The sequence below is a fragment of the Roseateles sp. genome (assembly GCF_039929605.1).
In the GTDB taxonomy this organism is placed as follows: Bacteria; Pseudomonadota; Gammaproteobacteria; order Burkholderiales; family Burkholderiaceae_C; genus Pelomonas.
This window is the reverse complement of sequence record NZ_JBDSQX010000017.1, coordinates 1-22093: the sequence shown is the minus strand read 5'-3', so window position 1 is coordinate 22093 and position 22093 is coordinate 1. Positions and strand designations below refer to the sequence as shown.

Below are 22093 nucleotides of genomic sequence, written 5' to 3'. Positions count from 1 at the left end.
GTGGGGCGATACCGGCTTGGCATCTGTGGGGCTCTACGCCGCCAGATCGAGGCTGGATTCACTCGATGTGACGAATCGCCTGCTCGACCACTGGCAACACAATGCCGCCTCCTACAAGGAGAGCCGAATGCCCCGTATCCGTTTCGCCGCGCTGGCGGCCGCCGCCCTGTGCTTCACCAGCGCCACGAGCGCCTGGGCCGGCACCAGCGGCTTCTACCGCCAGCCCGCGCTGCATGGCGATCAGATCGTCCTCGTCGCCGAAGGCGATCTGTGGCGGGTCACTTCACAAGGCGGCGACGCCCAGCGACTGACGACCCACGCCGGCCAGGAGACCCAACCCGCCGTGTCGCCCGACGGCCAGTGGCTGGCCTTCACCGGCCAGTACGACGGCGGCACCGAGATCTACCTGATGCCCGTGGCCGGCGGCCCGCCCAGGCGGCTGACATGGGAAGGCGGCGGCATGCGCGTGTGGGGCTTCAGCGCGGCCGGCGAGATCATCTACACCAGCCTCGATGCCCGCCCCGGTGCCCAGTTGTTCGCGCTGGACCCGAAGACCGGCCAGCGCCGCCAACTGCCCGTGGGCCAGGGCAGCGACGGCGCATTAAGCGCCGATGGCAAGACCCTCTACTTCACCCGCAGCGGCCTGCGCAGCGACAACGCGCGCCAGTACCGCGGCGGCGCCATCGCGCGGCTGTGGGTCATGGACTTAGGCGGCAAGGCCGAGGCCCGCCCGCTGCTGGCCGAGGGCAACAACGACCGCCGGCCGCTGCCCTACCGCACGGACGCGGGCGAGCGCATCGCCTTCCTGTCGGACCGCGACGGCACGGTCAATCTGTGGAGCGTCAACGCGCAAGGCACGGACCCGCGCCAGCACACGACGCACAAGGGCTGGGACATCCGCCATGCGTCCATCGACGGCAGCCGAGTCGTCTACGCGCTGGGCGCCGATCTCTACACCGTCGACCTCGCGCAAGCCGCCGCGCCGAAGAAGCTCGACGTGAGCCTGGGCGGCGACTTCGACCAGCAGCGCGAGCGCTGGATCAAGAAGCCGCAGGACTTCCTGACCGACACGGCCTTCGCCCCCAACGGCGAGCGCGTGCTGCTGGCCGCGCGCGGCCATCTCGCCACGCAGGGCGTGCAGGCGCTGCGCCGCGCGGAGCTGCCGCAACCGGCCGACGGCCGCTGCCAGCGGGGCGAGTTCAGCAGCGACAGCAAGGGTGTGTTCGCCGTCTGCGACTTCAGCGGCGAGCAGGAAATCTGGCGCTTCGCGGCCAATGGCGCGGGCCAGCCCGAGCGCATCACCAGCAGCGCCCCTAACGCCACGGTCACGCAGCGCCGTGAACTGCTGCCCTCGCCCGACGGCCGCTGGCTGGCGCACACGGACAAGGAAGGCGGCATCTGGTTGACTGACCTCAAGGCCAAGACGACGAAGGAAATCGGTCGCGGCACGATGGACGGCGACTCGCATCTGCAAGGCTGGAGCCCCGACAGCCAGGCCCTGGCCTGGACGATGCCGCTGCGCCAAGCCGACCGCAGCCAACTGCAGCTCTACAGCGTGGCCGACGGCCGCACACACACGCTGACCAGCGACCGTTACAACAGCGACGCCGCCACCTTCAGCCCCGATGGGCATTGGCTGTACTTCGCATCCGATCGCAATTTCGCGACGACCGGCCAGCCCAGCCCCTGGGGCGACCGCAACACCGGGCCTTTCCTGGCCTTTCGCAGCAAGCTCTACACGCTGGCCCTGCAGCCCGGCCTGCGCTCGCCGTTCGCGGCCAAGGACGAGCTGGAATCGCCCACCGAGAAGAAGGCCGAGGAGCAACGCGCCGACGACCGCAAGGCCACCGACAAGGAGCCGACGGAGCGCAAGCCCGATGCCAAGGATTCCAAGGACGACAAGAACAAGAAGGCCGCCGCACCCGAGAAGAAAGGCAAGCCCGGCATCGTCTTCGACGGCCTGGCCGAGCGCCTGTACGAGCTACCCGTGCCCGCCGGAAACTACCGCGCGCTGCGCGCCGACGGCAAGCGGCTGTGGTTCCTGGACCAGGACCTGGAGCGCAAGACCCAGCTCAAGTCCATCGCCATCGACAACCAGGGCGGCACGCCCGAGACGCTGGCCAGCGACGTGCGCAGCTACGACATCAGCGCCGACGGCAAGAAGCTGATGCTGGTGCGCAACCAGGGCCAAGGCCAGGGCGCCGCGCCCGAGGTCCTCATCGTCGACGCAGCGCCCAAGCTGCCGACCGACGCCAAGGATCTGGCCAAGCTGACCGTGCGCTGGAGTGACTGGCAGATCGCCACGCAGCCGCGCGCCGAGTGGAGGCAGATGTTCGCCGACGCCTGGCGCATGCACCGCGACCACTTCTACGACAAGGCCATGCACGGCGTCGACTGGGCGGCCGTGCGCACCAAGTACGAACCGCTGGTGGAGCGCGTGACCGACCGCTTCGAGCTGGCCGAGCTGATGGCGCAGATGGTGTCGGAGTTGGGCGCGTTGCACAGCCAGGTCGCGCCGGGCGACACGCGCGCGGCGCCGGAAGAACCCGGTCTTGCCGGCCTGGGCGGGCGCTTCTCCAGGGCGCCGGGCGGTTGGCGCATCGACGCGATCTACGGCTTTGAAGCGGAGCTGCCCGTCGAGGCGCCACCGCTCGCTGCCGCCGGCGTCAACCTGAAGGTCGGCGACGTCATCACCCACGTCAACGGCCGCCCCACCGCTGAGGCGCCGCACATCCTGGAGCTGCTGCGCGGCCAGGCCGGGCGCCAGGTGCTGCTGGACGTGAGACTAGCCGACGGCAAGACGGTGCAGCGCATCGTCACGCCGGTGGCACAGCGGCGCGAGAACCAGCTGCGCTACAACGACTGGCGCGTCAGCCGCGCCCGTGCGGTGCAGCAGGCCGGCCAGGGCCGCATCGGCTACGTGCACCTGCGCGCCATGGGCGCGGCCGACATCGCCGACTTCGTGCGCGAGTTCTACGCCGCCAGCGACCGCGACGGCCTCGTCATCGACGTGCGCTACAACGACGGCGGCAACATCGACAGCTGGATTCTGGAGAAGCTGCTGCGCCGCGCCTGGGCCTTCTGGCAGCCGCGCTCACCCGCCGGCACGGCCGTGTACCCGAACATGCAGAACGTCTACCGCGGCCACACGGTGGTGCTGATGAACGAGGACACCTACAGCGATGGCGAGACCTTCGCGGAGGGCTTCAAGCGCCTGAAGATCGGCCCCGTCATCGGCAAGCGCAGCTCGGGCGCGGGCGTGTGGCTGTCCGACCAGAACCGCCTCATCGACAACGGCATCATGCGTGCCGCCGAGAGCGGCCAGATCGACGCCGAAGGCCGCTTCCTCATTGAGGGCGTGGGCGTGACGCCGGACATCGAGGTCGACAACCTGCCGCGCGCCACGGCCATGGGCCAGGACGCGCAGCTGGATGCGGCGATTGCCGAGCTGAAGAAACGCATTGCCGAGCAGCCCGTGCCGGTCGTGAAGCCGGGGCCCTACCTGAGGCCCGTCAGGCCCGTGAAACCCTGAACCAGCGAGAGAAACATGGCCCATACCTTGAAAGCCCCGCAGACCGCCGCCGAATGTGCAGCGCAGGAAGCCACACTCGTGCTCGACCGCCTGACTGCGGCCGACGCCATGGGCATCGGCCAATCCATCCTCGCGCTGGCACTGGAGTGGTTCCCGGGCCGGCCGGTGGCAATCCACCTGGAGACCGACGACCATCCGCTGTTCGTCTATTTCATGGACGGCACGAACGCCGGCAACGCGGACTGGATCATCAAGAAGAAGAACGTCGTTCGCCGGTTTGGCTACAGCTCGTTCCGGGTGCGGCTGGAGTTCCTCGAACGCAAGGCCAATTTCCATGCCGAGACCGGGTTGGACCCGGTGCTCTTCCAGGCCGAAGGCGGCGCCGTGCCGCTGGCCGTTCGCGGCAAGGGACGCGTGGGCACCGTGATCGTTTCGGGTCTCGACGGCTGGGAAGACCATGTGCTCGCGGTGGGCGGGCTGGAGCTCTGGAACAGCCACAAGATCGCCTCGGGCCGGCAGGGCTGAACGCTCGGATGGGTGGGGTCCTCACCCTTGCTGTGGCATTGCGCGAAATCTAGACTGCACCGCCCTGCGCTCGCCGGGCCACCCCGATCACCGGTCCCGCAGCGAAAGGCATTTGATGGCCAATCCATCCCGTATTTGAAGATCCACGAGCAACTGGTGGCGGCGATCCAGTCGACCGACAAGTATTCGAGCGACTGGAAAAGCATCGCCGAGGCGCTACCCAAGCTCGTCCGCAGTGATGGCTTCCATTACCTGCAGGCCTCGTTGCCCGACAGCATCCGCCGCCGCCTGGCCGGCGCGAAGTCGATTGCCAAAGTCTTGCGCGCGGCGGCCAAGGCCGAGGGCAGCCTGATCAGCAAGCCCTCCAACAACGCCCGCGCCCGCGCGTTGCTGCTCAAGACCTTGGCCCACCTCTACCACTACGAGACCGCAGGCGAGCGCAAGCTGTGGATCCTGTCCCTGCCGTCGGTGCTCACCTCCCACCCCATCGAGTTCGCGAACGAGACCGATGCGCTGGTGGACCAGGTGCTCAACGCCACCACCGAGGCCTACAGCGACGAGCAGAAGCGGCGCATCGACGGCGCTGTCGCGACGGCGCTGCGCTGGGTCGAGCGCGGCATGATCGTCGCAGGCGATCCGAATCGCCCCGAGCACAAGGCGCTGCTCAAGCGCTGGTTCATCCCGTCAACGCACGCCGACGTCGATGGCGCCATCGCCGCCTTCATGCCCACGCTGCGCCGCGGTCTGCTCAAGATCGCCATCGGCCTGAAGGTTGGCGACCTGATCATCCTCGACGACCCCGCCCAACGCGGCACCGGCAGCACCTGGGAGCAGAGCGAGGCCTACACCTTCACCCGCAACGACGTCCGCGCGGTCTGGGTGGAGCCCGGTTTCTGGGGCAATGGCAACACGCTGACCGGCGCCACCAACTGGGCGCGGATCATCGTGCACGAGCTCACCCACAACTACTGCCAGACCGCTGACCACAGCTACAGCTGGCAGGGCCTGCTGCCGCGCGAGTCCGACGTTTTCCGCCGCGTTAACAACGCGCGGGTGGCGCTGCAGCCGGGGTTCGCTGCCGTGCGCACGCTCTCGATGGGGCAGTGCCAGACCAATGCCGATTCCTGGGCCTTCTTCTGCGCTGACGCCGTCGGTGCGCTGACGGACCGCGACCGCATCGCGGCCCTGGGCAACAAGCTCTACGAAGACACGGGTTGGACCGCCGCGCAAAAGGTCGAGCGCAAGCTCGTCACGCAATGACCCGTGGCGCCGCCCTCGCTGCTGCGGCCATGGTCTTCGCCACGGCCGCGTGCGACGGCGCCACCAACAAGCACTCCCCCATGACACACACCCCACCCCCGAGCGCCAGCCGCGCACCGCCGCCGCGCGTTCCTCCCGTCTTCATCGCCGGCGTGCGCTACGCGCAGGTCGCGGGCGACATCGACATGGATGGCCAGGTCGGCGGCATCCTCGCGGCCTACGACGCGTCCAGCCGCGAGCTGTGGCGCCTGCGGGTCTACGAGAACGCGCGTCGCCCCGAGCTGGAAGGCGACGTGCAGGACGTCTGGTTCCGCTCCCTGCGCGCCGAGGGCGGCCATCTGGTGATCGAGAACGAACGAGGCGAGCGCTTCGAGGTCGATCCCGCAGCGCGGCGCGTCATCGGCCAGCCGGCGCCGGCGTCGGCACCCAAGCCCGACATCGACCCCATCTCCGGCCAGCCGCGCATCCGGCGGCCGGGTTGAGGCGGTTGCCCCAAGCACAAACGCCACAAGAGGCCGCAGCCTCCAGGTGAGGTGGCGCCGAGCGCTCAGGCGGCGTGGCCGGCGCGAACGAAGCGATGCACCGCCGTGGCCCTGGCCGCGAAGGCACCGCTGAACAGTCCGAGCACCGCACTCACGGCGGCGATGAACCAGGCCTCGTGGACGACATGCGCATCCACGCCCGTGGCGAAGCCCAGTGCGAACTTGGCCGCGAAGATGCCGACCATCAGCCACAACGGCAACCAGCTCCCGGGCACCCGCACGGCGCTGCCCGCATGGGCCAGACCGCGCGGCGCGAAGACCAAGCCGCCGGGAAAGACCGCCGCCGCAAACCCTGCGGCCCAGGCCAGCACCGGCACGAGGCTGGCGCCAAACGCCGCCACGACGCCGTAGAGCGACAAGGCCAGCATCGCGAGTGCCACCTTGGCGAGCGTTCCCGGCTGGACGACACGATCACGCGATTGGCGTACTCCCAGGGCCACGAGGACGGCGAGGATGACGAAGGGCCAGACGGGAAGGGAAGCATTCATGGCGGGCAATCGGTTGGGTTGCGATGTCCGTACTGTGCTCACGCCGGCACCGCCTGGCGAACCGCTTGCGACAGATCGACAGCGCGAGGCGGGAAATGCCCGCGGCAGGCGCCAATGGCATGTCGTCAGCGCCCGTCGACACGCGGTCAAACGCGCTGCGTCTGCGCGGCTACAACCCCGATTCGCCATAGCAACGATGCCTTCGACAACCGCCGCCACATGCGCCGCGGTTTCCTCCCCCGAGGTTTATCCAACACCTGCCCTCAGCTCGGTGTGGCGCCCAGACCTGTCCAGCACGACGGGCGGGTGTCGGACAAACCTAAACAACAGTTGCCGTCGGGCACATCACCCTGAAGGGCAGGTCTCGGCGGCGGATTCAACCGGTCGGTTGCGATCGACGGCTTCCGGACGGGCCGTCGGCGCTCTAAGTTCTTGCCTTCAGTGCGAAAGCTGGGCGTAGACCTCGGCCCAGTCGTTCGCGACGGCAAACCCTTCGCCGCAGTCGGCGCCCACGCTGGTCGACGCGACGCGCGATACGGCATCCTGAAGCGACTTGCTGAAGTGCTGCTGATCAGCGAAGCCGAGTTTGCGTTTCACCCCGTGATTGACATCCACCTCGACGCCGTGGGTCGTCAGTACGAACTTGTCGAAATACTGGCGCTGCGGCACCAGTTGTATGTTTTGTGCCTTCAGGTACGCCGACAAGTTCTCGTCCTTGAAGGGGTACGGTAGGCCGCGCCAGAAAGGATGGAACAGACCATCCCAGTGATTGGGGATATAGACCTTCGGATGTAGTAGTGGAACGAGTCTCTCGGCCACCGCCTTGCCACCGGTACCGACCCAGACGTCGACCTTTTCGAGCCCGGCATCTTTCATTGCCGCAGCCAGGTTGGCTAGCGGAGAACCGAAATCGGCGCCGTCGACGACGATCGGCTTATCGAGGTCGTAGTCGCTGGCCGAGTCGTTGACGAAGAACGCAAGCTTCCCGTCGGGACGATCGATGGTAAACAGGAAGGCTCGATTTCCCCCGCCGTTGGGATAGTCCTCGCCCACGCCGGCGCGAAATCCGCCAGTGACTGGATCGGGCACGGGCGGGCGGTACAACTCGCGCGCGAAGTGCTGAATGGGATTGGTCGCGTCGCCACTGTGGTTGAACCGTACGACGCGCATCGTGATGCCATCGCCGAGCGAGATCGCTTCCCCGCCGCTCACGACGCGGCACTGTTCTGTGGCTACGTGCTGCGCACTCGCCTGCATGCAGGCAGTCGCACTGCCGATCATCGCGGCGCCTGTCAGCTTGGACCAGGTGGGCGTGTCCCAGCTGTGATCCCAGTGGGCGTGCCCGGCCAGCAGCAGGTCGAGCTTGTCCGACCCCAGCACCGCGTCGCGCACCTTTGCGATTGACGCGGTGTCAATGCCTTGGGGCGATTGGGTGAAGGCGGCCATGTCGTTGGGCAGTCCCGGCGGAGCCATGAAGATCGACGCGGGCAGGCGCGTGATGTAAGCGTCCATCAAGACCCGCCTGTCGCCGATCCTGAAGTACCAGTTGGCGATGGACATCCACGTCATCTCGACCGTGGGTCCCGCTGCGGCAGCAGGGGGGCTCACGAGGCTCGACAGAACGAAGGACGCTGATGCGATCAAGGCCCGTTTCATGTGCCTCCTATGCATCGCGTTGTGATCCGCGTGCGTCGACGCAGCATACGCGCGCCAAGCCAGTTTGGCTCTCTGACATGATTGAACTACAGCCGGTCGCTTTCAGCGGTTGGGCGCACCATGAAGCCCACACTTCCGGCCAACGGGCTATCGCCCGTAGGCTTGACGCGAGCGGCGGCAATCAGCCTTTAGCAGTCACACCCACTGCCCAATCCGCCGCTCAAACATCCCCCCGCCGCCCCGTCCCCTTCAGCACCTTCACCAACGCCGCCGCCCGAATCGGCTTGGCCACGTAGCCGTCCATCCCCGCCGCCGGGCAGGCCTCGCGGTCAGCTTGCATCGCATTGGCCGTCATCGCCACGATGCGCGGGGCTGCCCCGCAGGCCAGCGAGACGTGATGTGGCGGCTCGCCTCCAGGCCGTCTGCGAAACGTCGATGCGAAGCTAGCAGGCCTGGCCGCCACGCTTGCCCGGGATGTTGCCGCTCTTCGACGGGACCCAGCTGTCGCGCGGCAGTTCGCCGCAACCGAGGCTGCAGCGGCGGCCTCGCCACAGCGGTAGTCGACCGGCAGCGGCGCGGCCTGTGCCGACAGATGCGGCAGCCAGCACAGCAGGGCCAGGGACCGAAGCAGCAACGCGGCCACGCGGGGATGCTTTTGCGAGAGGAAGGGGTGCGCGAGGCCCGTGGCTGCTGCGGCCAGCGCGGCGCGCTGACGTCAACGCGCCGTCACGGCGTGCAAAGAAACATCCTGGCTGGCTCGGCGATCACCTGCGACGCGGGCTGCAACGGCACCGCCAGCGTCGGCAAGGCCGCGGCCACCGCCTGGCGCGCCGCGTCGTCAAGCTCGCGGTGAAGCGTCACCGTGGCCTGCTCGCCGAGCACGAAGTTGCCGATGTAGACCGCGCGGCCGGGCTGCGCCTGGAAGGCCAGGTTCCTGCCGCCGAACCTCGACGAGTTGAAGGCGCTGAAGACGTAGTGGCCGGGCGGCGCGTCGAACGCGAAATAGCGCGTTGGCGCCGGGGTGGCGGGCACGTTGGCTTCCAGCCGGTCGAACGTGAAGCAGTTGCCCGTGATGGCCTGCTTGCTGATGTCGTAGCGGTCCAGCGTCACGCCGAAGCGCGGATAGCCCCAGGCTCCCGCCACCGTCACGCCGTACACCACGACGGCACGGCCCTGCGGGGCCTCGCCGCCATCGTGGGGCCGCACGCCGTTGATGACGCAGCCGGACAAGGCTGCCGTCAGCGCGAGCAGGACGAACCGCATCGTCAGGCTGGGCTCAGCGCAGCACGACGCGCGCGAACTTGCGCTTGCCCACCTGCAGCACGTGCTCGCCGGCATCGAGCTTCAGGCCCTTGTCGGCGATGACTTCGCCAGCGCGGCGCACACCGCCCTGCTCGACCATGCGCAGGCCTTCACCCGTCGACGCGACGAGGCCGGCCGCCTTCAGCACCTGAGCCAGCCCCATCGGCGCGCCGCTCAGCTGCACCTCGGGGATCTCGTCCGGAATGCCGCCACGCGCACGGTTGTTGAAGTCGGCCTCGGCCGCCTCCGCCGCCGCCGCGCTGTGGAAGCGTGAGGTGATCTCCTTGGCCAGCAGCACCTTGGCGTCCTTCGGATTGCGTCCGCCCGCCACCTCGGTCTTCAACGCTGCGATCTCGCCCAGCGACTTGAACGACAGCAGCTCGTACCACTTCCACATCTGCACATCGCTGATCGACAGGATCTTGGCGAACATCGAGTTCGCCGGCTCCGTGATGCCGATGTAGTTGTTCTTGGACTTGGACATCTTCTCGACGCCGTCCAGGCCCTCCAGCAGCGGCATGGTCAGGATGCATTGCGGCTCCTGGCCGTATTCCTGCTGCAGATGGCGGCCCATCAGCAGGTTGAACTTCTGGTCGGTGCCGCCCAGTTCCAGGTCGCTCTTCAGCGCCACCGAGTCGTAGCCCTGCATCAGAGGGTAGAGAAACTCGTGCACCGAGATCGGCGTCTGTGCGGCGAAGCGTTTGGTGAAGTCGTCGCGCTCCATCATGCGCGCCACCGTGTACTTGGCCGCCAGCTGGATCAGCCCGGCCGCGCCCAGCGGCTCGCTCCACTCGGAGTTGTAGCGAATCTCGGTGCGCGCCGGGTCCAGCACCAGCTTGGCCTGGGCGTAGTAGGTCTCGGCGTTGGCCTGGATCTGCTCTTTCGTCAGCGGCGGGCGCGTCGCGTTGCGGCCCGACGGGTCGCCGATCAGCGACGTGAAGTCGCCGATCAGGAAGATCACCTGGTGGCCCAGGTCCTGCAATTGGCGCATCTTGTTCAAGACCACCGTGTGACCGACATGGATGTCCGGCGCCGTCGGGTCCAACCCCAGCTTGATGCGCAGTGGCACGCCTGTCGCGGCGGAGCGCGCCAGCTTCTTCGTCCATTCGGCCTCTGGCAGCAGTTCCTCGACGCCGCGGCGCGTGACGGCCAGCGCCTCCAGAACGGCATCGGTGATGGGAAATTTCGGGGCGTCGGACATGGGCGGCGCGCCAGCTTGTTAGCAGCTGCGCGAAATTGTTAAGTTATTGATCTGTCGGGGTTAACCGGCATGCCAAGTAGGACAACGCCGTTAGAATTCACCCTTCGAATCGGGGGTGTTGCTTCAACACAACCCGAAATGGATTTTAGGGCCGCCACGGGTGCGGCCCTTCGCGTGGAACCGGCCTCGGCCGGGATTGCCCCAGCGACAACCCCGGGATGCCGAGAGTGACCGTAGTTCAGAGACACCTTCAGCAAGTCAAGAAAGCCCTCGGCAGTGCCGAATCCTTTGCGGCCCGCCACCCACGCGCATTGACCGCCTCGGTCGTCGGCGTGCTCAGCTGCTTCGCGGTAACCGCCTTCGGTATCGCCCCCCTCGCCCCCGACGCCGCCGCCCTGCCCAAGCGCACCGTGATCGAAACGCTGGCCACGCCCAGCATCGAGGCTCAACTCGACGAACTCGCCGCCCACCACGTGGCGCTGACCCGTTCTGAGGCTACCCGCTCCAGCGACACGCCCGACAGCCTGCTCAAGCGCGCCGGTGCCTTCGATCCCGCCGCCGCCGCCTTCCTGCGCGCCGACCCGCTCGCCCGCCGCGTGCTGCAAGGCCGCGCCGGCAAGATGGTGCACCTGACGGCCGACGCCTCCGGCCAGGTGCAGAAGATCGTCGTGCGCTTCCCCGCCGAGAAGGTCGAGCAGCAAGGGAGTCACTTCACCCGCCTGATGATCGAGCGCAACGGCGCCGGTTTCTCCGCCCGCACCGAGACCGCGCCGCTGCAGGCCCAGGTTGCTCTGGGCAGCGGCGTCATCCGCACCTCGCTGTTCGCCGCCACCGACGACGCCAACATCCCCGACGCCATTGCCTCGCAGATGGCCGACATGTTCTCCGGCGACATCGACTTCCACCGCGAACTGCGCAAGGGCGACCGCTTCAGCATCGTCTACGAAACCCTGACCGCCGACGGCGAGCCCATCACCTGGGACGGCGGCGTTGGCCGCCTGCTGGCCGGCGAGTTCACGAACAACGGCCGCACCTACTCGGCCGTCTGGTTCAAGGACAACGCCTCGGGCAAGGGCAGCTTCTATGGCTTCGATGGCCAGAGCAAGCGCCGCGCCTTCCTGGCCAGCCCGATGGAGTTCTCGCGCATCACCAGCGGTTTCGCGATGCGCTTCCATCCCATCCTGCAGACCTGGCGCCAGCACAACGGCACCGACTACGGCGCCCCCACCGGCACGGCCGTTCGCTCGGTCGGTGACGGCGTGGTGGAGATGGCCGGCTGGCAAAACGGCTTCGGCAACGTCGTGCATGTGCGCCACAGCGGCGACCGCACCACCGTCTACGCCCACCTGAGCAAGATCGACGTGAAGAAGGGCCAGCGCATCGAGCAAGGCCAGCGCATCGGTGCCGTCGGCGCCACCGGCTGGGCCACCGGCCCGCATCTGCACTTCGAGTTCCGCGTCGGTGGCCGCCACATGGACCCGCGCGTCATTGCCCGCGCCTCCGAAGCCGTCACCCTGCCCAACTACGCCAAGGCGCAGTTCCAGCAAACCGTTGCCAGCGTGAAGACCCAGCTCTCCGTGGCTGAGACCATGGATGGCGTCTCTGCCGCTGACTGAGCCGAACCAGCTCTACATCGGGCTGATGTCGGGCACCTCGCTCGACGGCATCGATGGGGTTCTCTTCGATGCGCAACGGCTGGCCGTCACGAGCCATGTCCACGCGCCCTTTTCGCCCGCGCTGCGCGATGAACTGCTCGCGCTGAACACGCCCGGCGACAACGAACTGCACCGCGCCGCACTGGCGGCTAACGGCGTTGCGCGCGGCTATGCGGACCTCGTCGCCCAGCTGCTGGAAGCGACCGGCACGCGGCGCGAGCAGGTTGCCGCTCTCGGCGCCCATGGCCAGACCGTGCGGCACCGGCCCGACGGCATCGAGGGCTACACGACACAGTTGCTGAACGGCGCCTTGCTGGCCGAACAAACCGGCATCGATGTGGTCTGCGACCTGCGCAGCCGCGACATCGCTGCGGGTGGCCAAGGCGCGCCGCTGGTGCCAGCCTTCCACCGCGCCGTCTTTGGCACTGAAGGCCAGGACACCGCCGTGCTGAATCTCGGCGGCATCAGCAACCTGAGCCTGCTGTTCGCCGATGGCCGCACCGGCGGCTTCGACTGCGGCCCGGCCAACTGCCTGATGGACGGCTGGATCGCCCGTCACCAAGGCAAGGCTTACGACACCGACGGCGCCTGGGCGGCCACGGGCCGTGTCTCGCCCGCGCTGCTGGCCACGTTGCTGGCCGAGCCCTTCTTCGCACTGCCGCCGCCCAGGAGCACGGGCCGCGACCTGTTCCACCTAGGTTGGCTTCAGGCCCGGCTCATCCCCGGCCTGGCGCCAGAAGACGTGCAGGCCACGCTGTTGGAACTCAGCGCGCGCATCGTGGCCGAATCACTGCAGGGGCAAATGCGCGGCGCCAAATCCCTGATCGCCTGCGGCGGCGGCGCGTTGAATGGGCGGCTGATGCAGCGCCTGTCCGACCTGCTGCCCGGCGTCGCGGTCGAATCCAGCGCCGCGCGCGGCCTGCCGGTCGATCAGGTCGAAGCCGCCGCCTTCGCCTGGCTGGCCATGCGCTTCAAAACAAAACGGCCGGGCAATTTGCCGGCCGTTACGGGAGCCGCGGGGCTCCGGGTGCTCGGGGCGTTGTACCCCGGCTAGCCTCTTAGGCCGAGAAGCTCGACCCGCAACCGCAGGTCGACGTGGCGTTCGGGTTCTTGATGACGAACTGGGCGCCCTGCAGATCTTCCTTGTAGTCGATCTCGGCGCCCATCAGGTACTGCAGGCTCATCGCGTCGATCAGCAGCGTCACGCCGTTCTTGCTCATCTGGGTGTCGTCATCGTTGACGGCCTCGTCGAACGTGAAGCCGTACTGGAAGCCCGAGCAGCCGCCGCCTTGCACGAACACGCGCAGCTTCAGCTCAGGGTTGCCCTCCTCGACCACCAGATCGCGCACCTTGTCGGCGGCGCTGTCGGTGAAGACCAGGGGGACGGGAATGTCGGTGACGGGGGTATCAAGCACGGCGCTCATGGCGAGGCTCCTGTGAATCTGTCCAGAGACGAATATGGGGATTGTCCGCGCAAAAACAAAAGGCCGCTGAGAGCGGCCTTTTGTGTCCAAGCGCAGAAATTAACGCTTGCTGAACTGCTTCCTGCGGCGAGCGCCGTGCAGGCCGACCTTCTTACGCTCGACTTCACGCGCGTCACGCGTGACGAAGCCGGCTTTGCTCAGCTCGGGCTTCAGGGTCGCGTCGTAGTCGATCAGCGCGCGGGTGATACCCAGGCGCAGGGCGCCGGCTTGACCCGATTCGCCGCCGCCATGCACGTTCACCTTGATGTCGAAGGCCTCGCCATTGTTCGTCAGCAGCAGAGGCTGCTTGGCGATCATGATCGAGGTCTGACGACCAAAGTAAGTGTCAATGGCTTTGCCGTTGACGATGATCTGGCCCGTGCCCTTCTTCATGAAGACGCGAGCGACCGACGACTTGCGACGGCCCGTACCGTAATTCCAGTTTCCGATCATGGCCGTTCCTTAGATCTCGAGAGCCTTGGGCTGCTGGGCGGTATGCGGGTGCGTCGGGCCTGCGTAGACCTTCAGCTTCTTGACCATGGCGTAACCAAGCGGGCCCTTGGGCAGCATGCCCTTGACGGCCTTTTCCAGCGCGCGGCCGGGGTGCTTGGCTTGCATGTCCTTGAACTTTGTGGCGTAGATGCCACCGGGGTAGCCGCTGTGACGGTAGTACACCTTGTCGGTGGCCTTGTTGCCGGTCACACGGAGCTTTTCCGCATTGACGATGACGATGAAATCACCGGTGTCCACGTGAGGCGTGTAAATGGCCTTGTGCTTGCCGCGCAAACGGAGTGCCACTTCGCTGGCAACACGTCCGAGCACCTTGTCGGTGGCGTCAATCACAAACCACTCGTGCGTCACCTCGGCCGGCTTGGCGCTGAAGGTCTTCATGAGTTGCTTTCGCTGTGCCGGCCCTCAACATAAGAGAACCGGCAATAGATGGCTGATTTTTACCGGCCTCGGTGCTTGTGTCTGATGCACAGCCTCTCGGCACGGCGCACTTGCGTGCGCTTCGGTCTTCTTTCCCGCAGCCTGTTGACGGAAAAGCCCATGAGTGTAGCAGCGTCAGTCATCGTTTGAAAGTAGCAGGCACGTTAACCTATCCACGTCGACCAGCCACACCATGCCCCGCAAACCGCCTGCACCCCCTGTCACCCCGTCTGATGCACCCGCGACCGACTGGGATCAGGTGCTGTCGGCCTTCGGCCCCGACCCGCATCCGGCGCCTCCACCGGCCACGCCGACCGCAGGCCCGCTGGTCAGTGCCCGGGCGGCGCTGGAGCGGCTGTCGACCTGGGTGCCCATCCGCTCGCTGGCCCGCCGCCACCGCCGCCGCATCATCGACCACCTGCTGGCGATGGAGCCCGGCGACCGCTACCTGCGCTTCGGCTACCCAGCGTCTGACGAGCAGATTCACAAATATGCGCTGGGCATCGACTTCACCCGTGACGAGGTGCTGGGCATCTTCAACCGCCGCCTGCAACTGGTGGCGCTAGCCCACCTGGCCTATGGACAGCCCGTGCCGGGCGACCCGACCCGCACCATGGCCGAGTTCGGCGTCTCGGTGCTGCCTGAGTCGCGCGGCCGGGGCCTGGGCCGGCGGCTGTTCGAGACCGCCGCGCTGCACGCGCGCAACCGGGGCATCGACACCCTCTTCATCCACGCGTTGAGCGAGAACCGCCCGATGCTGCGCATCGCGACCGCCGCTGGCGCCATCGTCGAGCGTGACGGCGGCGAGTCTGCGGCCTACCTACGGCTGCCGCCGGACTCGTTCGGCTCACAGGTCGAACAGGCCCTGGAGCGGCATCTCGGCGAGCTGGACTTCCAGTTCAAGCGCCAGGCCCAGGTGCTGAACGACTTCGTCGACAGCGTTGCCGAGGTCAAGGCGCACTTCGACAGTTCCGGGCGCGCGGCCAAGGAATAAACCACTAAAAGCCCCCCGGTTCACGCCCCCCCTCAGACTGGGGGCATCGGGAATAGCGAGTAATTTCCTGTCACTTGATTGCGCTACATTGAACTCCTAATGCGCCGCAAGTCCGTCGGCGACGACGCCGAACTTCTTCGAGGCACATGCCGTACGCCATCTATTGGATCGCCGCGCTGGCTGTTTGCGTACTGGGCCTGGCCATCAGCCTGGTTTGGGCCCTGCGCCGCCCCGCCTACGCCAATAGAGGCCTGCCGGCGGAGTGGTCACTCACGGCACGGCCGGTTTTCACGAGCGACGAGCGGCGTGTCTTCCGTCTGCTGCGCGAGGCGCTGCCCCACCACATCGTGCTGTCCAAGCTGCCGCTGGTGCGCTTTTGCCAGCCGACCGAGGCCAAGGAAGTGCGTTACTGGTTCGACCTGCTGGGCGCCTCGCATGTGACCTTTGCCGTCTGCAGCCCCAACGGCCGCGTGCTGGCCGCCATCGACCTGGAGGGCGAACGGGGCGTCACGCCGCGCAGCCTGCAGATCAAGCATGCCGTGCTGTCGGCCTGCCGTGTGCGCTACCTGCGCTGCGCGATGGACCAGTTGCCCAGCATCGCCGAGTTGCAGCTGCTCGTGCCGCAAGGCAGCAACCCACGCGGCCCGCTGCCGGCGCCTGCGGCCACGTCCAGCCTGCCGCGTCGCCGCAGCAGCATTGGCGAAGATGAATTCGGCAGCGACTGGGGCCAGTTCTCGCAGCCACTGCCGCTCTGGCAGGACGCGGGCGTCTTCGGTGGCGGCGAGCGCGAGCCCCATGGCGAACGCCAGCCACGCATGCCCACGCAGCATCACGGCCACCCAGTTGAGCGCCGAGTCGCGCCGCAGCGCAGCCTCGACACGGGGCGCTACAACCCACGCAGCCTGCCCGTGCTGGACGATGCCGACGACGAGGCCATGATGGACGACATCGTCGGCGTCGTCGTTGACGCGCCGCGCTACGCGACCCAGCGTCCCCGTCGGGGTTGAGGCTGACCGGCGACACTCGCCGGATGCATCACGCGACTCCTGATCTCAGCTTCGGCGACCTGACGCCGGAGTTCATGCTCGACGCCCTGGAAGCCGCCGGCCTGCGCGCCGATGGCCGCATGCTGCAGCTGAATTCCTTCGAGAACCGCGTGCTGATGCTGCATGTGGAGGACGCTCAATTCGGCAGTTCGGCGGCCGTCGCCAAGTTCTACCGCCCGGCGCGCTGGAGCGATGTGCAGATCCTCGAAGAACACGCCTTCGCCACCGAGCTCGCCGCCGCCGAGGTGCCCGTCGCCGCGCCGTGGACGCTGGAGGGCGGCTCCACGCTCTTCCACTACCAGGGCCAGCGCCTCGCCGTCACGCCACGCCAGGGCGGGCGGGGGCCAGAGCTGGAAGACCCCGAGGTGCTGCGCTGGATCGGCCGGCTGCTGGCCCGGCTGCACGGCGTTGGCCGCAGCCGGCCCTTTGCAGAGCGCCTGACCTGGGCCAGCGCCGCACCGGCCCAGGCCGCGCGCGACTGGCTCATCGCCAACGATGCCATCCCGCCCGAGACCGCCTCAGCCTGGGACGACGCCGCGCGCCGCTGCATCGACAGCATCCAGGCCGCCTTCGACAGCCTGCCCGGCCTGCAGCTGACGCGCCTGCACGGCGATTGCCACCCCGGCAACATCCTGTGGACGCCCGACCGAGGCCCGCACTTCGTCGACCTCGACGACGCCGTCATGGGCCCGGCCGTGCAGGACCTCTGGATGCTACTGACCGGCGGCGAGACCGACGCCACCCGCCGCCAGCTCAACGCCGTGCTCGATGGCTACGAGCAGATCGCCGAGTTCGACGACCGCGAGCTGCGCCTCATCGAGCCGCTGCGCACGATGCGCATGATTCACCACAGCGCCTGGCTGGCCCGCCGCTGGGGCGACCCGGCGTTTCCGGCCGCCTTCCCGTGGTTCGGCACGCCCAACTACTGGATGGACCAGGCCGCCCTGCTGCGCGAGCAACTGGAGGCGATGCGGCCCAAGGACGCGCCGCCGACGGTGGTGCGGGACGAGGATGTTGTCAACTTCGACGGCGACGGGTTTGCCTGAACGCCGCTGATCGACATCAAGGCAGCGGGCTGGTCAGCACCACCTGATACCCATCCGGGTCACGCAGCCAGAACTCCCAGTTGCCGTTCTCGCTCAGCTGGCTGGGCCTGACGACCTCGACGCCCAGGGACAGCGCGCGTTCGACGGCAGCGTCGAAATCCGCCAGCTCGAACCACAGCAGTACGCCGTTGCCATGAGGCAAGCCGGGGTCACCGAGCGGGCCATGGTGGTGCTCGACCTCCCAGCGGTGCAACTGCAGCAGAAGGCGCCCGTCGGCGTCGTTCAGTCGCTCGTATTCGTCGCCGCCATGGCCGCTGTGGGTGCCCAGCAGGCGCTGGTACCAGAGGCTGCTGGCAGGCACATCGTGGACGCAGATCAACGGGGCGAGTTGCATGGCGGCTCTTTCGGAAATTGCATGAAATGCTAGCGGACGGGCTGGGGCGATAGGTCAAAAATACTGGATATACATACAGTATTGTGGTCACATTCAAGCTCCAGGTTTCTTCCCCCGCCTTCCGCCTTGTCTGTCTGGCCATGTTGTCCGCCTCCATCACCTCTACAGCCAGCCCGCCTGCCCTCGGGTCTGCGCCCTTGCACGGCTCACCGGGTCGGCCATCGTTTGACTCCCAGTTGCAAGGCCGGCTGTGGCGCGGCAGCAGCCTGAGCGCGACTGCCGACCCGACGCTGGCCAGCGGCTTCGCGGCGCTGGACGCCGAACTGCCCGGCGGAGGCTGGCCGCTGCGGGCCGTCACCGAGCTGCTGACGCCGCAGTTCGGTGTGCTGGAGTGGCGGCTGCTGGCGCCGGGCCTGCGCGGCTGGTGGGCGGGGCAAGCACTGCCCGCCTCCTCGGGCCGGCGCGCGCGGACGGCGGCACCGGCGTTGCGCTCATTGCTGCTCATCAACCCGCCGCACACGCCCCATCTGCCGGGCCTGCAAGCACTGGGCCTGCCGCATTCGGCGCTGGTCTGGGTGTCGGCCGCCACACCCGCCCAAGCGCTGTGGGCGGCCGAGCAGGCCATCAAGTCGCGCGTGGCCGTGCTGGCTTGGCTGCCCGAGGCGCGGCCGGAGCAGATCCGGCGGCTGCAGGTCAATGCGCTGAGTTCGGATGCGCCGGCCTTCCTGGTGCGGCCGGAGCACGTGAGACAGCAGTCCTCGGCGGCACCGCTGCGCCTCGTTGTGCAGCCCGGCGAGGACTGGCGCCTGCAGGTGCATGTGCTCAAGCGCCGCGGGCCGGCGCACGAGGGCTGGCTGGAACTGCCTACCGTGCCGGGCGCGGTCGAGCCGCTGCTGACGGCGGCCAAGCGCAAGCCCCTGCCCTCGCCTGTTCCGGCACCGATGCCTACGCCTGCGCCCGCCCCCGCGCCGGTCAGTCCTCCGAAGGAACGCTCCCATGCGCTGGCTCGCGCTGTGCTGCAGGCTTGATGCGCCCGCCGACGATGCCGACGCCCTGGCTTGGCTGGCGCTGAGCTTCACGCCGCGCGTGGCGCGGCTGGAGGAGGCGGTCGTCGCCGAGGTGTCGGCCAGCCTGCGGCTGTTCGGCGGCGCGCGGGCGTTGCGCGGCAAGCTGCAGGCTGACGCCGAGCTGGTCGGCCTGGCCCTGGGCGCCATGGCCTGGGCGCCGACCGCACTGGCGGCGCTGGCGCTGGCGCGCTGCCACTCCCCGCCGCAGCAAGGCAGGCTGGGCGAACGGCTCGACGCGCTGCCCCTCGCGGCCCTCAGCGCCGCCCAGGCCCACCACGCCATGCTGGCCCGCCTGGGCTGCCAGCGCCTGGGCGAGTTGCGCCGGCTGCCGCGCCCCGCGCTGGCCAAGCGCTTCGGCCCGGCGCTGCTGACGGCGCTGGACCGGGCCTATGGCGACCTGCCCGAAGTGCACGGCTGGCTGACCCTGCCGGAGCGCTTCAGTGCGCGGCTGGAGCTGCCGTACCGCGTCGAACACGCGCCCGTGCTGCTGCACTTTGCCGAGACCCTGCTGCGCCAGCTCTGCGCCTTCCTGGCCGCGCGCCATGCCGGCGTGCGCGCGCTGCGTCTGGGCTGGCAGCACGACGCGATGCGCGCCCGCGACGTGGCCGACGGTGGCGAGCTGACCGTGGCCACCGCCGACACGACGCGCGACCTGCGCCGCCTCACGCGCCTGCTGGCCGAGCACCTGGGCCGCACGACGCTGGCGGCGCCGGCCGGCGAAATCAGCCTCAGCGCCGACAGCGTGCTGCCGCTGGAGGAGACCAGCGCCGGCCTGCTGCCCGGGCCGACCGACCCGCAGGAGCGCACCACGACAAATGCGCTGCTGGAGCGGCTGTCGGTGCGCCTGGGGTCGGCCCAAGTGCGTGAAGGCCGCCTGCACGAGGACCACCGCCTGGCCGAGATGCAGCGCTGGCAGGCCTGGCCCGCGCCGCCCGCCCTGGCCGTGCGCGCGCCGCCGGGGCCGCAGCCGACCTGGCTCGTCGAACCACCGCAGCCGCTGCGCTGCGATGCGCAGGAGCAGCCGCTGTACGCCGGGCCGCTGGCGCGCATCAGCGGCCCGCACCGCATCGAGGCCGGTTGGTGGGAAGGCCGCGGCAGATTGCAGACGCGCGACTACTTCGTCTACCGCAGCGCCGCACGCGGGCTGCTGTGGGTCTATCACGAGCGGTTTCCCGACGCCACCGGTTCGGCGTCCGAATGGTTCTTGCACGGGGTGTTTGCATGAGCCCGCCCATGTCGGACCGCGACGAGCGGCTGGCGATGCTGCGCGAGCAGGGGATCGCTTCGGAAGCCGAGCTGCGCCGCGTCGCCGACGGGTGGCAGCGCAGCCAGCCCGGCTCGCGCGCCAACGTGCCGAGCTATGCCGAGCTGCACTGCCTGTCTGCGTTCAGCTTCCTGCGCGGCGCGTCCGAGCCGGCCGAGCTGGTGGAGCGTGCTGCCCAGCTGGGCTATGAAGCGCTGGCCATCACCGACGAATGCTCGCTGGCCGGCGTCGTGCGGGCCCACAAACAGCTGCGCGAAATGCGCGAGGCGGCCCATCACGGGCTGAAGGAAGCTGCGCGCCAAGCCGGCCTGCCGGACGACGACGTCACCATCCCGCAGCCGCAGCTGCTGAAGCTGCTGATCGGCAGCGAGTTCCTCGTCCGCGACGACGCCGGCACGCCGCGCTTCAAGCTCGTGCTGCTCGCACAGAACCTCAACGGCTACGGCAACCTCAGCCAGTTCATCACGCAGCTGCGCCGCGCCAGCCCGGTCAAGGGCGAGTACACGCTGCACTGGCGCCAGATCGCACCCGAGAAGCTGGCCGACTGCCTGGCCCTGCTCGTGCTGCCGCGCGAGGCGGCCGACGCCGAGCTGGCCGCGCCCGCCCACTGGGCGCTGCGCCACTTTGCCGGCCGCGCGTGGCTCGCTGTCGAGTTGCTGCGCGAGGCCAGTGACGCGCTGTGGCTGCAGCGCCTGCAGCAGCTGTCGGAAGACACCGCCCTGCCCCTGGTCGCCGCAGGTGACGTGCACTTTCATGTGCGCTCCCGCAAGGCGCTGCAGGATGTGATGACGGCCACGCGCCTGGGCCGCACGGTGGCCGCGTGCGGCTTCGATCTGCAGCCCAATGCCGAGCGGCATCTGCGCAGCCGGCAGCGCATCTCGCAGATCTGCCCGCCAGAGTTGATGGCCGAGACGCTGCAGGTGGCAGCGCGGTGCACGTTCAGCCTCAACGAGATTCGCTACCAGTACCCGAGCGAGGTTGTGCCATCGGGTCGCACCCCGCGCCAGCATCTGCGCGACCTGACCTATGCGGGCGCGGCCAAGCGCTGGCCCGATGGCGTGCCAGACAAATGGCAAACCCGCATTGCGCACGAACTCGAACTGATCGAGGACATGGGCTACGAGCATTACTTCCTGACCGTCGCCGATGTCGTGCAGTTCGCACGCAGCATCGAGATCCTCTGCCAGGGCCGCGGCTCGGCAGCCAACAGCGTCGTCTGCTACTGCCTGCACGTCACGTCGGTCGATCCGGACCGCAGCACGCTGCTGTTCGAACGCTTCATCAGCCGCGAGCGCAACGAGCCGCCGGACATCGACATCGATTTCGAACACGAGCGCCGCGAAGAGGTCATCCAATACCTCTACAAGAAGTACGGACGCGACCGCGCCGCGCTGACGGCCGTGGTCATCTGCTACCGCCCCAAGAGCGCCATCCGCGACGTCGGCAAGGCGCTGGGTTTCAGCGAAGAACAGCTCGACGTGATGAGCAGTGACCACAGCGGCTGGGCCACCCAAGTGCTGCCCGAAGAGCACCGCGTCGAACTGCTTCAACAGCTCGGCCTGCCTGATGACGACCCGCGCCTGCAGCAGCTCATCACGCTCGGCCGCCAGCTCAACGGCCTGCCGCGCCACCTCTCCCAGCACGTCGGCGGCTTCGTGCTGACCGAGGGCCTGCTAGAGCGACTCGTGCCCATCGAAAACGCAACGATGAAAGACCGCAGCGTCATCG

The 22093-nt window shown here is 68.3% G+C and carries 20 protein-coding genes; 12 read left to right on the top strand and 8 right to left on the bottom strand.

The features are described from left to right. Nucleotides 1-127 precede the first annotated feature (127 nt). The 4 genes from ABIS05_RS02460 (at nt 128) to ABIS05_RS02445 (ending at nt 5799) form a co-directional block, all read left to right on the top strand. Nucleotides 128-3532, top strand: a complete 3405-nt coding sequence (locus ABIS05_RS02460) for a S41 family peptidase (protein ID WP_348013978.1) — start codon at nt 128-130, stop codon at nt 3530-3532. A 15-nt stretch (nt 3533-3547) separates the two neighbouring features. Further along, nucleotides 3548-4057, top strand: a complete 510-nt coding sequence (locus tag ABIS05_RS02455) for a heme-binding protein (RefSeq protein WP_348013977.1) — start codon at nt 3548-3550, stop codon at nt 4055-4057. A gap of 135 nt (nt 4058-4192) precedes the next feature. After that, nucleotides 4193-5317 (top strand): M35 family metallo-endopeptidase, encoded by a 1125-nt coding sequence (locus ABIS05_RS02450; protein WP_348013976.1) that lies wholly within the window; start codon nt 4193-4195, stop codon nt 5315-5317. Then, entirely contained in the window at nt 5314-5799 is a 486-nt protein-coding gene (locus ABIS05_RS02445) for a hypothetical protein (protein WP_348013975.1), read from the top strand. Before ABIS05_RS02450 ends, ABIS05_RS02445 begins: the two co-directional genes overlap by 4 nt. 65 nt (nt 5800-5864) lie before the next feature. On the opposite strand, the gene ABIS05_RS02440 is transcribed toward ABIS05_RS02445, so the two are convergent. The 4 genes from ABIS05_RS02440 to tyrS form a co-directional block, all read right to left on the bottom strand. Next, a complete protein-coding gene (locus ABIS05_RS02440; RefSeq protein WP_348014039.1) occupies nt 5865-6536 on the bottom strand; it encodes a DUF6622 family protein in 672 nt (223 codons plus the stop codon). A 249-nt stretch (nt 6537-6785) separates the two neighbouring features. Then, nucleotides 6786-7907 (bottom strand): hypothetical protein, encoded by a 1122-nt coding sequence (locus tag ABIS05_RS02435; protein ID WP_348013974.1) that lies wholly within the window; start codon nt 7905-7907, stop codon nt 6786-6788. 822 nt (nt 7908-8729) lie between these two features. Beyond that, nucleotides 8730-9266: a hypothetical protein gene (locus ABIS05_RS02430; RefSeq protein WP_348013973.1), complete on the bottom strand. Its 537-nt coding sequence runs from the start codon at nt 9264-9266 to the stop codon at nt 8730-8732. Nucleotides 9267-9279: 13 nt separating this feature from the next. Beyond that, entirely contained in the window at nt 9280-10506 is a 1227-nt protein-coding gene (tyrS, locus tag ABIS05_RS02425; RefSeq protein WP_348013972.1) for a tyrosine--tRNA ligase, read from the bottom strand. A 311-nt stretch (nt 10507-10817) separates the two neighbouring features. Here tyrS and ABIS05_RS02420 point away from each other — a divergent pair, with 311 nt between their 5' ends. Further along, nucleotides 10818-12122: a M23 family metallopeptidase gene (locus ABIS05_RS02420; protein WP_348013971.1), complete on the top strand. Its 1305-nt coding sequence runs from the start codon at nt 10818-10820 to the stop codon at nt 12120-12122. Next, the gene (locus ABIS05_RS02415) at nt 12100-13215 is read left to right on the top strand and encodes an anhydro-N-acetylmuramic acid kinase (protein ID WP_348013970.1); all 1116 of its coding nucleotides are present in this window, start codon (nt 12100-12102) and stop codon (nt 13213-13215) included. The genes ABIS05_RS02420 and ABIS05_RS02415 overlap by 23 nt, the downstream gene beginning before the upstream one ends. A gap of 4 nt (nt 13216-13219) precedes the next feature. Here ABIS05_RS02415 and erpA read toward each other — a convergent pair whose 3' ends face one another. The 3 genes from erpA to rplM all read right to left on the bottom strand — a co-directional run bounded on the left by erpA (nt 13220) and on the right by rplM (nt 14515). After that, entirely contained in the window at nt 13220-13585 is a 366-nt protein-coding gene (gene erpA / locus ABIS05_RS02410) for an iron-sulfur cluster insertion protein ErpA (RefSeq protein WP_348013969.1), read from the bottom strand. A 99-nt stretch (nt 13586-13684) separates the two neighbouring features. Next, a complete protein-coding gene (gene rpsI / locus ABIS05_RS02405) occupies nt 13685-14077 on the bottom strand; it encodes a 30S ribosomal protein S9 (protein WP_348013968.1) in 393 nt (130 codons plus the stop codon). Between the two features lie 9 nt (nt 14078-14086). Further along, nucleotides 14087-14515 (bottom strand): 50S ribosomal protein L13, encoded by a 429-nt coding sequence (gene rplM, locus ABIS05_RS02400; RefSeq protein ID WP_348013967.1) that lies wholly within the window; start codon nt 14513-14515, stop codon nt 14087-14089. A 232-nt stretch (nt 14516-14747) separates the two neighbouring features. Here rplM and ABIS05_RS02395 point away from each other — a divergent pair, with 232 nt between their 5' ends. From ABIS05_RS02395 to ABIS05_RS02385, 3 genes are all read left to right on the top strand, one after another. Next, nucleotides 14748-15548, top strand: coding sequence for a GNAT family N-acetyltransferase (locus ABIS05_RS02395; RefSeq protein ID WP_348013966.1), 801 nt, complete (start codon nt 14748-14750; stop codon nt 15546-15548). 146 nt (nt 15549-15694) lie between these two features. Then, nucleotides 15695-16555 (top strand): DUF2726 domain-containing protein, encoded by an 861-nt coding sequence (locus ABIS05_RS02390; protein ID WP_348013965.1) that lies wholly within the window; start codon nt 15695-15697, stop codon nt 16553-16555. 23 nt (nt 16556-16578) lie between these two features. Continuing rightward, nucleotides 16579-17640: a serine/threonine protein kinase gene (locus ABIS05_RS02385; RefSeq protein WP_348013964.1), complete on the top strand. Its 1062-nt coding sequence runs from the start codon at nt 16579-16581 to the stop codon at nt 17638-17640. Nucleotides 17641-17656: 16 nt separating this feature from the next. Here the strand turns inward: ABIS05_RS02385 and ABIS05_RS02380 are convergent, their stop codons facing one another. Next, nucleotides 17657-18034 carry a VOC family protein gene (locus ABIS05_RS02380; RefSeq protein ID WP_348013963.1) on the bottom strand — a complete coding sequence of 126 codons (378 nt, stop codon included), beginning with the start codon at nt 18032-18034 and terminating at the stop codon, nt 17657-17659. Nucleotides 18035-18174: 140 nt separating this feature from the next. Here ABIS05_RS02380 and imuA point away from each other — a divergent pair, with 140 nt between their 5' ends. The 3 genes from imuA to ABIS05_RS02365 form a co-directional block, all read left to right on the top strand. Continuing rightward, a complete protein-coding gene (imuA, locus tag ABIS05_RS02375) occupies nt 18175-19062 on the top strand; it encodes a translesion DNA synthesis-associated protein ImuA (protein WP_348013962.1) in 888 nt (295 codons plus the stop codon). Next, nucleotides 19031-20326 carry a DNA polymerase Y family protein gene (locus ABIS05_RS02370; RefSeq protein ID WP_348013961.1) on the top strand — a complete coding sequence of 432 codons (1296 nt, stop codon included), beginning with the start codon at nt 19031-19033 and terminating at the stop codon, nt 20324-20326. The genes imuA and ABIS05_RS02370 overlap by 32 nt, the downstream gene beginning before the upstream one ends. A gap of 8 nt (nt 20327-20334) precedes the next feature. Continuing rightward, nucleotides 20335-22093 (top strand): PHP domain-containing protein (locus tag ABIS05_RS02365; RefSeq protein ID WP_348063207.1); only part of this gene is annotated, 1759 nt, incomplete at its 3' end.